Annotated in this window: 15 protein-coding genes and 1 pseudogene; 11 read left to right on the top strand and 5 right to left on the bottom strand. The window is 49.5% G+C overall.

Going from position 1 to position 16,151, the window contains the following annotated elements:
- Positions 1–314 precede the first annotated feature (314 nt).
- The 3 genes from ydgH to folM all read left to right on the top strand — a co-directional run bounded on the left by ydgH (position 315) and on the right by folM (position 3,645).
- Positions 315–1,259 (top strand): DUF1471 family protein YdgH, encoded by a 945-nt coding sequence (gene ydgH / locus OGV94_RS10510; RefSeq protein WP_043016395.1) that lies wholly within the window; start codon positions 315–317, stop codon positions 1,257–1,259.
- Between the two features lie 244 nt (positions 1,260–1,503).
- Entirely contained in the window at positions 1,504–2,886 is a 1,383-nt protein-coding gene (locus OGV94_RS10505) for an amino acid permease (protein ID WP_043016396.1), read from the top strand.
- A gap of 36 nt (positions 2,887–2,922) precedes the next feature.
- On the top strand, positions 2,923–3,645 hold the full coding sequence (folM, locus tag OGV94_RS10500; RefSeq protein WP_043016397.1) for a dihydromonapterin reductase: 723 nt from the start codon (positions 2,923–2,925) through the stop codon (positions 3,643–3,645).
- Here folM and OGV94_RS10495 read toward each other — a convergent pair.
- Positions 3,642–3,977, bottom strand: coding sequence for a GlpM family protein (locus OGV94_RS10495; RefSeq protein ID WP_043016398.1), 336 nt, complete (start codon positions 3,975–3,977; stop codon positions 3,642–3,644). The genes folM and OGV94_RS10495 overlap by 4 nt on opposite strands.
- A 117-nt stretch (positions 3,978–4,094) precedes the next feature.
- Between OGV94_RS10495 and rstA the strand changes: the two genes are divergently transcribed.
- Together rstA and OGV94_RS10485 are read left to right on the top strand one after the other, a co-directional pair.
- Positions 4,095–4,838 carry a two-component system response regulator RstA gene (gene rstA / locus OGV94_RS10490; protein ID WP_043016399.1) on the top strand — a complete coding sequence of 248 codons (744 nt, stop codon included), beginning with the start codon at positions 4,095–4,097 and terminating at the stop codon, positions 4,836–4,838.
- 246 nt (positions 4,839–5,084) lie between these two features.
- Positions 5,085–6,425, top strand: coding sequence for an L-cystine transporter (locus OGV94_RS10485; RefSeq protein WP_181231397.1), 1,341 nt, complete (start codon positions 5,085–5,087; stop codon positions 6,423–6,425).
- Positions 6,426–6,479: 54 nt separating this feature from the next.
- Here the strand turns inward: OGV94_RS10485 and OGV94_RS10480 are convergent, their stop codons facing one another.
- Together OGV94_RS10480 and OGV94_RS10475 are read right to left on the bottom strand one after the other, a co-directional pair.
- Positions 6,480–7,508: a HoxN/HupN/NixA family nickel/cobalt transporter gene (locus OGV94_RS10480; protein WP_075146138.1), complete on the bottom strand. Its 1,029-nt coding sequence runs from the start codon at positions 7,506–7,508 to the stop codon at positions 6,480–6,482.
- Positions 7,509–7,628: 120 nt separating this feature from the next.
- Positions 7,629–8,470 (bottom strand): annotated as a pseudogene (locus tag OGV94_RS10475) (aminoglycoside phosphotransferase family protein).
- Positions 8,471–8,660: 190 nt separating this feature from the next.
- Here OGV94_RS10475 and OGV94_RS10470 point away from each other — a divergent pair.
- The gene (locus tag OGV94_RS10470) at positions 8,661–9,452 is read left to right on the top strand and encodes an MBL fold metallo-hydrolase (RefSeq protein WP_181231395.1); all 792 of its coding nucleotides are present in this window, start codon (positions 8,661–8,663) and stop codon (positions 9,450–9,452) included.
- A gap of 29 nt (positions 9,453–9,481) precedes the next feature.
- Here the strand turns inward: OGV94_RS10470 and OGV94_RS10465 are convergent, their stop codons facing one another.
- The gene (locus OGV94_RS10465; protein WP_072033336.1) at positions 9,482–9,823 is read right to left on the bottom strand and encodes a DUF1294 domain-containing protein; all 342 of its coding nucleotides are present in this window, start codon (positions 9,821–9,823) and stop codon (positions 9,482–9,484) included.
- A 464-nt stretch (positions 9,824–10,287) separates the two neighbouring features.
- Between OGV94_RS10465 and OGV94_RS10460 the strand changes: the two genes are divergently transcribed.
- The 5 genes from OGV94_RS10460 (at position 10,288) to tus (ending at position 14,615) form a co-directional block, all read left to right on the top strand.
- A complete protein-coding gene (locus tag OGV94_RS10460; protein ID WP_181231394.1) occupies positions 10,288–10,800 on the top strand; it encodes a hypothetical protein in 513 nt (170 codons plus the stop codon).
- Between the two features lie 110 nt (positions 10,801–10,910).
- Entirely contained in the window at positions 10,911–11,186 is a 276-nt protein-coding gene (locus OGV94_RS10455; RefSeq protein ID WP_181231393.1) for a hypothetical protein, read from the top strand.
- Between the two features lie 811 nt (positions 11,187–11,997).
- On the top strand, positions 11,998–12,285 hold the full coding sequence (locus OGV94_RS10450) for a tyrosine-type recombinase/integrase (RefSeq protein ID WP_286523286.1): 288 nt from the start codon (positions 11,998–12,000) through the stop codon (positions 12,283–12,285).
- A gap of 25 nt (positions 12,286–12,310) precedes the next feature.
- Positions 12,311–13,612 carry a two-component system sensor histidine kinase RstB gene (gene rstB / locus OGV94_RS10445; protein WP_087050586.1) on the top strand — a complete coding sequence of 434 codons (1,302 nt, stop codon included), beginning with the start codon at positions 12,311–12,313 and terminating at the stop codon, positions 13,610–13,612.
- Between the two features lie 73 nt (positions 13,613–13,685).
- A complete protein-coding gene (gene tus, locus OGV94_RS10440; protein ID WP_181231392.1) occupies positions 13,686–14,615 on the top strand; it encodes a DNA replication terminus site-binding protein in 930 nt (309 codons plus the stop codon).
- Here tus and fumC read toward each other — a convergent pair.
- Entirely contained in the window at positions 14,612–16,015 is a 1,404-nt protein-coding gene (gene fumC, locus OGV94_RS10435) for a class II fumarate hydratase (protein WP_286523283.1), read from the bottom strand. The two genes, tus and fumC, sit on opposite strands and share 4 nt — an antisense overlap.
- Positions 16,016–16,151: the final 136 nt, after the last annotated feature.

Genomic DNA, 16,151 nt, shown 5'->3' with positions numbered 1-16,151 from the left:
ATAAAATGCCCTAAAAATAGCCCACAAAGGCCGATAATTCGCTCAAGCGAAGCGGCAAAACATGATTACGTGCCTGCCAAAAACAATTAATTAACATTAAATTAACTTATGAAATTCAACTGCTTTATCAGTTTTGCTCGCCAAACGCCGAAATTTTCGACATATCACAAAATGTTATCGATGTTGTTACGTCAGGTGGCACGATGAGTGAAAATTGACGCAGACACTGACACAATTTAAATGCAATAATCAGCGACGTTTCTAGTCAATAACAATACCAGTACCTGGTTTGCGCAAGGCGAAGGATTATTTTTATGAAGCTTAAGAACACTCTCCTGGCGTCCGCACTTATTTCTGCGACTGCTTTTTCTGTAAATGCAGCGACAGAATTGACGCCGGAGCAAGCGGCTGCACTGAAACCCTATGACCGCATTGTGGTTACCGGTCGTTTTAATGCTATCGGTGATGCGGTGACCGCCGTATCACGCCGTGCAGATAAAGACGGTGCAGCCTCCTTTTATGTTGTTGATACCTCAGATTTTGGCAGCGGCGGTAACTGGCGCGTTGTAGCCGACATCTATAAAGCCGACGCTGAAAAAGCGGAAGCATCCAAAAACCGTGTCATTAACGGCGTTATGGAATTACCGAAAGATCAGGCCGTTCTGTTAGAACCATTCGATACCGTTACGGTGCAGGGTTTCTACCGCAGCCAGCCTGAAGTGAACGATGCCATCACCAAAGCAGCGAAAGAGAAAGGCGCCTACTCCTTCTATATCGTGCGTCAGGTCGATGCTAACCAGGGTGGCAACCAGCGTATTACTGCATTCATCTATAAAGCTGATGCGAAAAAACGCGTAGTACAAAGCCCTGATGCGATCCCAGCAGATTCCGATGCCGGTCGTGCCGCATTAGCTGCAGGTGGCGAAGCCGCGAAGAAAGTTGAGATCCCAGGTGTTGCGACTACCGCGTCTCCGAGCGCTGAAGTTGGTCGTTTCTTCGAAACGCAATCCACCAAAGGCGGACGTTACACTGTCACGCTTCCGGATGGAACCAAAGTTGAAGAACTGAACAAAGCAACTGCCGCGATGATGGTGCCATTCGACAGCATCAAGTTCACCGGTAACTATGGCAACATGACCGAAATCTCTTACCAGGTAGCTAAACGCGCAGCGAAGAAAGGCGCTAAGTACTATCACATCACCCGCCAGTGGTCTGAACGTGGTAATAACATGACCATCAGCGCTGACCTGTATAAGTAATACCCAATGCCTTATCAGGTCTACAACCCTGTAGGCCTGATAATTTCCCGCCCCCCAGTCTTCCGGTAAAACAAAAACAGCAGTATTAAGACAACTTTTCACACTATTAGTCACAAATCTCTCTATCCCCATTGCATGCGTTCTCTTCTCTCCGTAAAATCCCGCGCCTTAGTGGCTTTCACCATTTTTATGCGGTTTGCCAAAATAATTATTCTCTCACTCTCGTTTTTGTCACTGGATACAAATGGAAAAGAAATTGGGTCTGAGCGCACTCACCGCGCTGGTTTTAAGCTCAATGCTCGGCGCTGGCGTTTTCAGCCTGCCACAAAATATGGCGGCGGTAGCGAGCCCGGCTGCATTACTGATTGGTTGGGCGATTACCGGTGCAGGTATCCTTTTGCTCGCCTTTGCCATGCTGATCCTGACGCGTATCCGTCCTGAACTCGATGGCGGCATCTTTACCTATGCACGTGAAGGTTTCGGTGAGCTGATTGGCTTCTGCTCCGCATGGGGGTACTGGCTGTGTGCTGTTATCGCTAACGTTTCGTATCTGGTGATCGTTTTCTCTGCGTTCAGCTTCTTCACCGATACACCAGAGTTACGTCTGTTTGGCGACGGTAATACCTGGCAGTCGATTGTTGGCGCATCGGTGCTGTTGTGGGTAGTCCATTTTCTGGTACTGCGTGGTGTGCAAACGGCTGCCAGTATTAACCTGGCCGCGACGCTGGCAAAATTATTGCCGCTTGGCCTGTTTATCGTCCTGGCGTTCATGCTGTTTAAGCTCGACACCTTTACCCTCGATTTTACTGGCGTTGCATTGGGCGTTCCCGTCTGGGAGCAGGTTAAAAATACCATGCTCATCACCCTATGGGTTTTCATCGGTGTGGAGGGCGCGGTGGTGGTTTCTGCCCGTGCCAGAAATAAACGCGATGTTGGACGCGCTACCCTGCTGGCGGTACTCGCCGCGCTGGGCGTCTACCTGCTGGTTACCCTGCTGTCTTTGGGCGTTGTCGCGCGTCCCGAACTGGCGGAGATCCGCAACCCGTCAATGGCAGGCCTGATGGTGGAAATGATGGGGCCATGGGGTGAAATTATTATTGCTGCAGGCCTGATTGTCTCAGTGTGCGGTGCCTATTTAAGCTGGACCATTATGGCGGCGGAAGTACCGTTCCTCGCCTCGACGCACAAAGCGTTTCCGCGCATTTTTGCGCGCCAGAACGCGCAAGGCGCGCCGTCAGCATCTCTGTGGCTGACCAACATCTGCGTTCAGATCTGCCTGGTGCTGATCTGGCTCACCGGTTCGGACTACAATACGTTATTGACCATCGCCTCAGAGATGATTCTGGTGCCCTATTTGCTGGTCGGCGCCTTTCTACTGAAAATTGCCACCCGTCCAATTCATAAGGCTGTTGGTATCGGAGCGAGTATTTATGGCATATGGTTATTGTATGCCTCAGGTCCGATGCACCTGCTGCTGTCCGTGGTGCTGTATGCGCCAGGACTGCTGGTTTTCCTTTATGCCCGTAAAACGCACGCGCATGAAAATGTATTAAAACGTCAGGAGATGGCGCTGATCGGCCTGCTGCTTGTTGCTGCTGTTCCGGCGACCTGGATGTTGATGGGGTAACATTGTCCCCATCGTTCGCGACACATGGAGATTACGATGGGTAAAAAAAACCCTTTGCCAATTCTTATCACCGGAGGAGGTCGACGTATCGGCCTCGCCGTCGCATGGCATTTTATAAATCAAAAACAGCCGGTTATCGTCAGCTACCGCACGCATTATCCGGCCATTGACGGCCTGCGAGATGCCGGTGCGCTGTGTATCCAGGCTGATTTTTCCAGCGATGAAGGCGTGCTGGCTTTTGCTGATGAAGTCAAAACACATACAGATGGCCTGCGCGGCATTGTGCATAATGCCAGTGCCTGGCTTGCAGAAAAGCCCGGTACTCCGCTGACCGAAGTGCTGTCAGCCATGATGCAGATTCACGTCAATACCCCCTACCTGCTCAACCACGCACTGGAAGGATTGTTGCGCGGTCACGGACACGCTGCCAGCGATATTATCCATTTTACGGATTACGTGGTGGAGCGTGGCAGCGATAAGCACATTGCTTATGCCGCCAGCAAAGCGGCGCTGGACAATATGACCCGCTCATTCGCCCGCAAACTGGCGCCGGAAGTGAAAGTCAACGCGATTGCCCCCTCGTTAATCCTGTTTAACGAGGGTGACGATGCAGAATATCGTCAGCAGGCATTGAACAAATCACTGATGAAAACAGCACCGGGTGAAAAAGAGGTCATTGATCTAATTGACTATCTGTTAACCAGCTGTTTTGTCACCGGACGTAGTTTTGCCTTAGATGGTGGGCGTCATCTACGTTAGTGCAGTTTAATCCAACAAAAAATCAGTAACCACGCGCTCAGGCCCCAGCATACTACTGAACTGCCGAGCGCAACGGGTAAGCGCATAAATCCGGTGAAATACCACAGCGAAACGAGGTAGACAAAATAAGGAATAATCGACCACATGCTGAAGACAATGGTTGTACGTAACGCCTCGATCCCACGCTCACTGGCCACGATATAATGGGCAATCAACGCAAAGGTCGGGAACAACGGAATTAATCCGGCAATATAGTAGTTCTTTGTTTTCGCCAGCAAACCAATCAACACCACCACCAGCGCACCGAGCGCCGCTTTTATAACGAGTCCCATCACCCTGCCTTAACACATCAATAACATCAGCCTCTAGCATAACGGAAGCGTTCTTGTTTAGAAAAGATTAATGGAAGGAAAAACCAGGGCGGTGTATGTTGGCGTTTTATATTCAAAATGAATGATATGAACACCATCGTATTTGTTGAAGATGATCCCGAAGTTGGATCACTGATTGCGGCCTACCTTGCCCGGCATGATATTGAGGTTATCCTTGAACCTCGTGGTGATCTGGCCGAGGAGAAAATCCTGCAAGTTCAACCCGACCTGGTGTTATTGGATATCATGCTGCCGGGCAAAGACGGGATGACTATCTGCCGCGATTTACGTGGACGCTGGCAGGGCCCGATTGTCCTGCTCACCTCGCTGGACAGCGACATGAACCATATTCTGGCGCTGGAAATGGGTGCCTGTGACTATATCCTGAAGACAACGCCACCCGCAGTGCTGCTGGCTCGTCTGCGCCTGCATCTGCGCCAGAGTGAACATTCAACCCAGTCTAAAGGCATTCAGGCGGCAACGATCACTCCACACACAACGCTGCGCTTTGGCACACTCACTATCGACCCCACCAACCGCTCCGTTCTACTCGGCGGCGAGCAAGTTTCTCTTTCCACCGCTGATTTTGAATTACTGTGGGAGCTGGCAACCCATGCAGGGCAGATTATGGACCGCGATGCGTTGCTGAAGAACCTGCGTGGCGTAAGTTATGACGGCATGGACCGCAGCGTCGATGTCGCGATTTCCCGGTTACGCAAAAAGCTGCTCGATAACGCGACTGAACCTTATCGAATTAAAACAGTGCGCAACAAAGGTTATCTCTTTGCACCCCACGCCTGGGACGACGAGCCGCAGAAGTAATGCCACTGGGCCGATCTCATTGATCGGCTGGATTACTCACAATACGTTACACTGTCACGTAAAATTGTCTACAGAACAGGCATACAAACGCCATCCGGATACGTTCCACATTTTTTGTGTGGCTGTTGGTCTCCCCCCTCCCTATAATCCGTGGCGGTCCTGAACCCTTATGGTTCATAGGTTTATTTGGCAATAACAAAACTCTTTCCGGCATTTCAGGTGCTGAATGAGGCAAGAGGCTACAATATGTTCGTTACGCTTGCGTATATCGCATTCTTTTTGGTTTGTTCATGGGCAATTTTCAGAATCAACCAAAAAAGTCACTCCCTGTCAAAAAGTGTCTTCATCGCTATATTTTTGGGTGCTGTTATCGGCTTATCCCTGCATCTTATTGCTGCTGACGACAGTAAAACGGTTATCGATTGGTATAATATTATCGGCAACGGCTATGTAAATTTACTGAAGCTGGTCGCGGTTCCGCTGATTTTCATTTCTATACTCTCAGCTATTAACAAACTCGAAAATAGCGCTGGCATTGGGAAAATGTCGTTAACCATCGTCGGGTGCATGCTCTGTCTGGTGATGATTGCCGGGTTTGTTGGGTTGCTGACTGCACATGTATTAGGTCTGGACGCCAGCGCATTTGTTCATATGCAGTCCACGCTGACGGCTGACGATGTGAGCAAAACGGCTGCCATTTCACTGCCTAAACTGGTTACATCTCTAATCCCTACGAATATCTTCCTCGATCTCACTGGAGCCAGAAGCGTTTCCGTCATTGGCATTGTTATCTTCACCCTACTTGCCGGCGTGGCATTATTAAAAGTCAAACAAGATGCTCCGCAAGAAGGTGAAAAGTTAAGCGCAGGCATTAATGCCATCCAGATCTGGGTGATGAAGATGGTGCGCATCGTTATTGCCCTCACCCCTTATGGCGTGATGGCATTAATGGCAGGCGTATTTTCTGCGTATCGCTTCGAACAATTTGCCAGTCTGTTAGGCTTTATTGGCGCTTGTTACATTGCGATTCTGATGATGTTTATCGTCCACGCGCTAATCCTGGTGCTGAGTGGCAATAATCCCGTTCACTATTTTAAAACTGTCTGGCCAGTATTAACCTTTGCATTTGTTTCCCGCAGTAGTGCGGCATCTATTCCACTGGCTATTTCCGCACAGGAAAAGTTTGGCGTGCAAAACACCATTGCCAATATCGCGGCCTCATTTGGCTCCAGCATGGGTCAAAACGGCTGCGCCGGGATCTATCCGGCCATTATGGTAGCGATGATTGCGCCAACAATTGGAATTGATCCATTATCGGTGCATTTTTTGCTCGCCATGCTGCCTGCAATTGCGCTCGGCTCTATCGGGGTTGCGGGCGTAGGCGGCGGCGGAACATTTGCTGCGCTGATCGTCCTTTCAACGCTGAACTTCCCGGTTGCACTGGTCGGAATTTTCATTGCCATCGAGCCTGTCGTTGATATGGCCAGAACGGCATTAAACGTGAACGGTTCGATGATGTCGGGCGTGTTGGCTAACAGGATCCTGAAAAAGAGTACTGAAGAACCACAACGCGTGAATGCGAATTAGCCTGTCCTCTAGTAAGAAACAAGCCTTCCTGTTCACGGAAGGCTTTATTTTGCGTCAACTAAACGTCAGTCCGTCGTATTTTCTCCAACGATAGTTTACTGCGGAGATAATCCAGCAGCCGATAAAGACGCCAATAATCGCAAATCCGACATTCCCCATATGGTCACTTAAATCGCTGACGGTATCCCACAAACCACCCTGGAGCGAAAACGCGTCAGAGAGAAGCCCCAACGCCTCCAGTCCACCAATAAATAGCGCGACAATCACCGAAGTCCCGGTAATGGTCATATTGTAATAGAGCTTACGTTGCGGCTTATTGAATGCCCATCCGTAGGCCTCAACCATCAGAATACTGTCGAGACAATCAATTAACGCCATACCGCAGGTAAACAACGCAGGGAACACGAGAATGGACCATAACGACATACCACTGGACGCGCTTGAAGCGGAAATTCCCAACAGAGAAATTTCAGTGGCGGTATCAAAACCCAGACCAAACAGAAAACCGACAAAATACATATGCCAGTCTTTGCCTACCAACCGAAACGCCGAGCGGAAAAGCCAGCTCAGTGGACCTGAAACCGTAATGTCTTCCGTGGTGCCATCGTAAGTTCCGGTGCGCTTTAGATGGCGAAAGGCCTTCCAGACATGGCAGAAAATAATGAGATTAAGAGTAGCCAGAATCAGCAAAAACACGGCAGAAACCGTGGTCCCAATCAGGCCGCCGATATTCTGAAACCATGCCATGTGTTGCTTAAACGCGCTGGTGGTCAACGCAATGCCAATGCTGGCCAGCACCACGATGGTGGAGTGGCCGAGGGAAAACCAGGCTCCCGTCGTCAGGGCGCGTTTTTTCTGCTGCATGAGTTTGCGCGTAGCGCTATCTATCGCGGCGATATGATCGGCATCAACGGCATGGCGCAAACCATAGCACCACGCGATCAGACTCAGCGCCAGTAACGACGTGTTGTTGCTAAACGCGCTGAAAGCCCACAGCCAAGCTACGATGTTTGCCCCGATGAGTAAGACCATCAACAAAAGAATGTTCGGGCGTTTTTTTAATAATGAAAACAATGCCTTCATTGTTTCCACCCTGTCAAATTTGCGCTAAACAACACTCCACACCGCCATTCACTGATTGATTAATAAAACGTTTACCCGGCTAATGATAACTCTTAAGAATTACCAGCCCAGTGTCGTAGATCAAAGTTGATTACCACCTGAAGCGATCTCCGCCATCGCTAACTCCGCGATGCGCAGGGGTACAGAGGCGCAGTCCCCTTCTTGCAAGAACCAGGCAGACGACACCCACACCAGGCAATAATCCACATCAGCAAACGTTGCCGTTCAATGCGGGCGGTTTCAGACACGATGTTGACCCGTTGGGTGAATCTTTCTGGCTCACTGGCGACAGGTCTGGAGGGGTCGGCAAGATCAGGGTTGGTAAAAATATTGGCATAATCAAAGCCACGTTCGCCCACCAGCCCTTTAGGATCGATAGCCAGCCATCCTTTCGCTCCGAAATCCAGAATATTGCCGTGGTGTAGGTCGCCATGTAATACAACTTCATTCAGGGGAGATGAGAGCAGCACGTCTGCCACCTCTGTGCAACGCGTCAGGATACCGCCATACTTTTTCGCTGCAGGAGCGAGATCGCGAAACCAATGATGCAGCGGTGTTAACTCAGGCGTTGACGCATTCCGGGGAAGATGAAGTCGACTGGATGCATGGCAAATAATGCGACACGCCTGCGCATCGTTACCAGTCCAGGACATGTCCGCTAAAGACCCCGTCCCTGTCGCATGTTCCAGCAGGATCGCCCCTGTTGCATGAGCAAGCACTTTCGCTGCGCCATTCCCGTTCCACCAGACCATGAGTTCGCAGCCGCTCCGTTCACTGTCATCGTCGGTGAGTTTAAGTATGGCTTTCTGACCCTCTTTGATAGCCACCACGGGCAAAAGCTGTGATGTGTGCGTCTCAAAGGGTTCGCCATCAGGAGTCAGTCCCCAATGGTTGAGCCAGGTGTTGAACAGACTCTTTTCCAAACAATATCCTCTTTTTTTCGCCGGATGATAACCACCGAAAGATGCCGGTTCAGCATTATTCCTGTTTTCTTTTGGTTGAGCTACCCCCCCACTGTCAACATCATTGGCTTACCTGGTAGAGCACTAACGAGCACACCCTTGCGTATTGGTGTGCCATGCTGACTGTGTTTTTTTCAATGAGGAAGGCCCGATGATCACGATATGCAAAACCTGTGGAACATCCTATGACGTTGCTGACGCCTATCCCGAACATTGCGATATCTGCCAGGATGAACGTCAGTATGTCCCCGCAACCGGGCAGGAATGGGTCGATTTTGCCGCCCTTTGTGCTTCGCACACAAATAAGTGGCGGCAACATGATAGCGCTCTCTTCAGTATCCGCACCGTTCCCGATTTTGCAATTGATCAACGGGCGTTTATTCTGCGTACCCCGGAAGGCAATATTTTATGGGACTGCATTGCCACGCTCGACGATGCAACAAAAATGCTAATAACATCCCTGGGCGGGCTTAAGGCCATCGCGATATCGCATCCACATTACTACACCACCATGCAGGACTGGGCTGAAGAATTTAACGCTCCGATTTACCTTCATGCCAATGACCGCAAGTGGGTAATGCGCAACAGCCCGTGGATTAGATTTTGGGATGGCGATACCCTGGAACTGACACGAGACGTTAGTGTGATACGTCTGGGCGGACACTTTGCTGGCGGCTGCGTATTGCACTGGGCACGAGATGAAGGCGTGGTGCTTTCCGGCGATATCGTTCAGGTTACCCCTGGCGCGCATGCCGTCTCCTTTATGTGGAGTTATCCCAATATGCTGCCGTTGTCGGCCGCAACGGTCAGCGACATTACCCACCGCTTGAGCACGGTGAGATTTAAACAGCTTTACGGCGCGTTTGAAGGAAAAGACATCACGCAAAATGCCGATGAAATCGTGCAGCGTTCAGGTGAAAAGTATGTTTCCTGTCTCAAATAAGCAGACCGTTTGTCTGTCATTGGCGCTCATCAGGATGATATGGGATAGAAATGATAGACTGCTCCAATGACAGATACATTCACTATCACACTGATAATGAAGTAGGTTTTGAATGGCTGTTTTTGTGTTTTATGGCGAAAGATTTGTTGACCCGCTATCGCGCCAGGCCAACCACCCACAACGCCAAACAACAGCAAGGTGGATTCCGGCACCCGCCGCCAGGCCCTGCGCGCCGCCATTTTGTCCGCGCCGTACATCGCCAACGTCAGTATGTTGGCGATCAAAAACCATATAATCAGGGGATACGAGGTGAAAATGCAGCCTGTCGCCGCGAAAATGAGTAGCAAATAACAACAGCGATTGAAATTCATATTTTTATATCACAGCAATTTTGAGAGTATCAGTAGGCATTATATTGTGTATTCGGTGATTGTATATGAAGAAGCTGTTTGTACAGTTTCAGGTAGTGAAGTAAAGATAAATTCCTTTTTGAACAATGAGTTGCGCACTAAGAATAAAATAAAGTCGAGTCATTAACTGACAAATCATAACAAATACTGACAAGTTAATACTCCTTTTCATGTCCCCCGATTCAAAATGTCCCCCAATTTCGCTCCCAATATTACGCCTTAAAGTGTGGTAAACCCGCAACACAACCGCACAGGTCAATCAGTTATCCTCATGTCCATAACCCTTACAAAAAATTTCTAATAATCGTACTTTTTTAGTCATGCTTTTGTATGGTGATAATTAATAAAATGATAGATTTTCAGTAACCAAAAATAGGAAGCTGTAACTATTTTTATAGTATACCCATCTACATCTGGAGCTCAAAATGAATAAATCAGCATATTTTTCTTCATTGTTATTGTTATTTATATCATTTAACTCTTTCTCACAAACCGTTGAAGATATTCTGAAAGGTCGGTTCATGAATCGCTCTGGTGGTTTTTCTGAGGATCGACGTACAGATGAGCATGCAGCATCTTCTTTCTTAGGACCTGGCCCGAAAACTGGCTGTCACGGCGATACGGTAAGTGCTGGAGTTACTATAAATAAAGTAGAAGTGACCATTAATGGCGACATTGCTGACATCTATGCTAATTACTCTGGTAAATATACACGACAAGGATGGATGACACCTTGTGTCCAGTCACCAGGAAATAGTGGGCACGAAGATAGAAATTTAACAGGAAGGGCGCATTTCCAAATAAAACAAATACCATATTCAAATGCGGAATTCATTTGGATTGGTGTATCAAACTTAGGAGAAGTATCTAGCCCCGACCATGACTCTAATATATCTGGCGTTAAAGCCGTTCAAAACGCAATTAGATCCGGATTATAAAGAAGGAAATTAATAAAGTCAGGATCGTCGATATATTTGTGTTCCTCCAAAATCACTTGTGAATATTTTACTATATCTCTTGATATTTCCGAATCTTTTTGAGGAGAAGAATGATGGCACCTAAATTCAAACAGTTAACATCGATAGTACTTGTGTGGGCTTTTGCTTCTTTCGCGTTAGCTGACGAAGTAAAAACATATTCAGAGCAGGAGCAACAACGGGGTTGGGATGAAGCTAAGAAAGGGTATGAACAATTACAAGCTGAAAAGACCCAAGAAATGATGCGAGACAAGTCCCATGATGGGCGAGTAAAAATCGACACAAATACATCAGTTGGAGCACAAACGGATCCAGCGTCAGTCAACATTCGAACCACTACGCCATAACTACGCAATTACAGTGTATCACCATCCTCGGAAGAGGTATTGTTATTTTCTATCTGAAGTTCGCGATAAGTGGCCCCCTACATTTTGATAATGAGGGGGCAAACAACGAAGTGAGTTTTAACTTTTGGAAAACAGGCAAAACTCTGGTTCGAGGGGCACAAAATACCCTTTCTCAAAACGCTATTCGCAGATATGGGACGCTAGATACTCTGAATGGTTCCCCCCTACCCTTCTAAAGAATATAAACAACAACGACATATTGATCTAGCGAAAGGGATTGCTCTGTGGGATGACTCACTATCAGCCCAACCGTCGTAGCAATAAATAGGAGCGCGCCGTCAGGACCGAGAATATTATCTGGCAATATCCCGGCAACTTATTGAATTCGGGTATCTGAAAAAATTTATTACTCACCGGCCATTTGAAGGCATCAAACGTCTGCATTGCAATCGAGTGAAATCAAATCCCTTTCTGCAAAGTGAAAATAAATTTTTTTACAGTACGACTCCAGCGAAGCAAAAGAATATGTGGCAAGTCGCATTTGATACCGGTGTGCGCACTAGCCTGAGAAGATGCTGTTCTGGAGAAAGGTTAAATACAGATCCACCATAATCTCACCCAACAAGGCATATTTAGACCGCCAAAAACACATACCGGTGAGAGGACCATAAAGCTTCTTATATTAATGAGCCATTTCCTCAAAATTCCTGCAGAAATCCAGATGCGTGAGTTCGGGAAAACTGGGATCCGCCAGTTGAACTTCGTATTCATGTAGCGTTAGGAAAAAGGTAAGTAAGCCAGCCATTACGCTGTGAATTCAATAAGTTCACTGTGGAACACGACAATACGTCTTTCAGGCATTCGTCGGCGCCGTCCGTACCAGACTCGTCATACCTATGCCTGCTGGATGCTTTCCGCTGGGGCCAACCCTGCGTTTATTGCGGATCAGATGGGGCACGAGAATGCAGAAATGGTTTATACAGTGTACTCTGCCTGGATAAACGCGCTTGATGGTGATCAGATAGCATTTCTGAACCAGCGCATCGGAGGATACAAAAGTGTCCCCAGGTGCCCCCAGAGGTGGATGCGCACTAATTAAATCATTGAAATTCTGGTGATATTCCATGAAAAAACTGTTTGTGCAGTTTTATCTCCTGCTGTTTGTCTGCTTTCTGGTGATGACCCTGTTGGTCGGCCTGGTATATAAATTCACCGCAGAACGCGCGGGCAGGCAGTCGCTCGACGATTTAATGAAAAGCTCGTTGTACCTGATGCGCAGTGAGCTGCGCGAGATCCCACCACGCGACTGGGGGAAAACGCTGAAGGAGATGGATTTAAACCTCTCTTTTGACCTGCGCGTTGAACCGCTGAATAAGTACACGCTGGACGCGCCTACCATGCAGCGTTTGCGCGAAGGCGATATCGTTGCGCTTGACGATCAGTACACGTTTATTCAACGGATCCCCCGCAGCCATTATGTACTGGCCGTCGGCCCGGTCCCCTATCTCTATTTTCTCCATCAAATGCGCTTGCTGGACGTCGCGCTGATGGCGTTCATTGCCATCTCGCTGGCCTTCCCGGTACTGATCTGGATGCGCCCACACTGGCAGGAAATGCTCCGACTGGAAGCCGCTGCACAACGCTTTGGGGAGGGACATCTGAGCGAACGCCTCCATTTTGATAGCGGTTCCAGCTTTGAGCGGCTGGGGGTGGCGTTTAACCAGATGGCGGACAACATCAACGCGCTTATCGCCAGTAAGAAACAGCTTATCGATGGTATTGCCCATGAACTTCGTACCCCACTGGTTCGCTTACGTTATCGGCTGGAAATGAGTGATAACCTCACCCTGCAGGAATCTCAGGCACTGAATCGTGATATCGGCCAACTGGAGTCGTTGATCGAAGAGTTACTGACCTACGCCCGGCTGGACCGTCCGCAAAATGAACTAAAGCTCAGCGTACCGGACCTCCCTGTTTGGCTGACAACCCATCTGGAGGATGTGCAAAGCGTGAATCCCCAGCGTGCAGTACGTTTACGTCATCTCAAGAGTGGCGACTACGGTGCACTGGATATGCGCCTGATGGAGCGTGTACTGGATAATCTACTGAATAACGCCCTGCGTTATTGCCAGTCTACGGTGCAAGCGAGCCTGTTATTGCACGGCAGTCAGGCGATGCTGGTTGTGGAAGACGATGGTCCCGGTATTGCACCCGATGCTCGTGAACAGATTTTTGAACCGTTTGTTCGCCTTGACCCCAGCCGCGACCGGGCGACCGGTGGTTGCGGACTTGGGTTAGCCATCGTCCACTCAATTGCTTTGGCAATGGGCGGTACGGTCGTCTGTGATGAAGGTGAACTCGGCGGCGCCCGTTTTACGTTCAGTTGGCCCGTATGGCATAACATTCCTGAATTTTCAGCTGCCTGACCCACATTGCTCGGTGGTCAGGTGGCAGATGTTGTGTTATAAAAAAGTATGTTGTAACTAAAATGGTGAATTTATGGCCCGTTACGATCTCGTCGACCGCCTGAACGGCACCTTCCGCCAGATGGAACAAGAGCTGGCGCTTCTGAACGCAAACCTGTTGCAGCAGACGCTGCTGATTGCGCGCGTCTTTTCGTTACCGGAAGTGGTCAAGGAGGCAGAGCATGCCCCATTGCAAAGCATTGATGTTAAGCAGCATTTAGGCAAAGAGGCTGAAACGCTGGCGCTAGGCCACTATCGTCACCTGTTTATCCAGCAACAATCCGAGAATCGTAGCAGCAAAGCGGCCGTCCGCCTGCCAGGAGTGCTGTGTTATCAGGTAGATAGCGCTGCCCAGCGTGTTCTGGAAGAGCAAATACAGCGTATTAACCAGCTAAAAACGACATTCGAGCGTATTGTCACGGTGGAATCCGGGCTGGCGCCGGCAGCACGTTTCGAATGGGTGCATCGCCACCTGCCGGGACTGATTACGCTGAATGCCTATCGCACACTTACACTTGTCAGAGAGCCTGCTACCCTGCGATTCGGCTGGGCCAATAAGCACATTATTAAAAATCTGAAACGCGATGAAGTTCTGCAGCTACTGGAAAAAAGCCTGACGTCACCGCGTAGCGTACACCCCTGGACGCGTGAAGAGTGGCAGGCGAAGCTTGAGCGGGAATATCAGGATGTCGCGGCCCTGGGGCAGCATGCTCGTCTGAAAATCAAACGACCGGTAAAAGTGCAGCCCATCGCCCGCGTCTGGTACAAAGGGGAGCAAAAGCAGGTGCAATATGCCTGCCCGACGCCATTGATCGCGCTAATTAACAACGAAAACGGTATGACCGTACCGGATATCGGCGAGCTACTGAATTACGATGCCGACAATGTTCAGCATCGTTTTAAACCTCAGGCACAGCCGTTGAAATTGATAATTCCCCGACTGCACCTGTACGTTGCTGATTAGCTGCCTGGCCGCATGCTGCCAACCATCAGCTCCGGACGTACCCAACTGTCAAACTCCGCTTCGGTCAGATATCCCAGCGCCAGAGCGGAGGCTTTTAGCGTCAGACCCTCTTTGTGCGCCTTTTTGGCAATTTCAGCGGCTTTATCATAACCGATATGGGTGTTGAGCGCCGTCACCAGCATCAGCGACTCGTTGAGCAGTTGATCGATTCGCTCACGGTTGGGCTCGATCCCCGTCGCGCAGTGCTGGTTAAAGCTTTCCATACCGTCAGCCAGCAAACGTACCGACTGCAGGAAGTTGTGGATGACCATCGGTCGGTAAACGTTGAGCTCAAAGTTACCTGACGCCCCGCCCATATTGATGGCGACATCGTTGCCCATTACCTGACAGCAAAGCATGGTCAGCGCTTCACACTGGGTGGGATTGACCTTGCCCGGCATGATCGAGCTGCCCGGTTCATTTTCCGGAATCGAAATCTCACCGATACCGCAGCGTGGACCGGATGCCAGCCAGCGTACATCGTTGGCGATTTTCATCAGCGACGCCGCCAGCCCTTTTAGCGCGCCGTGAGCATGAACCAGGGCATCGCACGTGGCCAGCGCTTCAAATTTATTTGGTGCGGTAACGAACGGCGCACAGGTGATAACACGCAGTTCATCCGCGGCCCGACGAGCATATTCAGGATGTGTGTTCAGTCCGGTCCCTACCGCAGTTCCCCCCAGCGCCAGTTCTGCCACGTGCGGTAAACTGTTTTCAATGTGTCTGAGATTATGTTCGAGCATTGCCACCCAGCCGGAAATCTCCTGGCCAAGCGTAAGTGGGGTTGCATCTTGTAGATGTGTACGACCAATTTTGACGATATCGGCGAAAGCGTGGGACTTATCACTGAGCGTTTTGGTCAACACATTTAATTGCGGGATCAGAGCGTTACGTAGCGCAAGCAGTGCGGCAACGTGCATTGCGGTTGGAAAGACATCATTCGAGCTTTGGCTCTTATTAACATCATCATTGGGGTGTACCTTGCGTTCCATCCCTCGTACGCCGCCCAGTAATTCGCTGGCCCGGTTTGCCAGCACCTCGTTCATGTTCATATTGCTTTGTGTACCAGAGCCGGTTTGCCAGATGGCCAGCGGAAACTCATCACGATGTTTATCCGCCAACACCTCATCTGCGGCCTGCATAATAGCCCTGGCTTTATCCTCCGCCAACAGCCCGAGATCCTGGTTAACCTTTGCAGCGGCGCGTTTCGTCAGCGCCAGCGCATGGATCAACGAGACCGGCATTTTCTCCGTAGAGATACGAAAATGCTCCAGCGAACGTTGGGTTTGCGCCCCCCAAAGCTTATCGGCAGGGACATCAATTGCCCCCATTGAATCATTCTCGCGGCGTACCGTTACCATTACCTGCTCCTTACATTAACAATTGATTAGGTTATGTTTCGACATTGCCCATTTGCATTGGTCTTATGAGTATTAACGAGGATTAATCTGTCGTTTGGTGGTTCGTGCGGTAAAAAAAACCGCCCCGAAGGGCGGC

Origin of the sequence: Citrobacter sp. Ce006, from assembly GCF_030336535.1 — a bacterium.
GTDB classification, from domain to species: Bacteria; Pseudomonadota; Gammaproteobacteria; order Enterobacterales; family Enterobacteriaceae; genus Citrobacter; species Citrobacter europaeus.
This window is presented reverse-complemented; position numbering and strand designations above follow the sequence as displayed.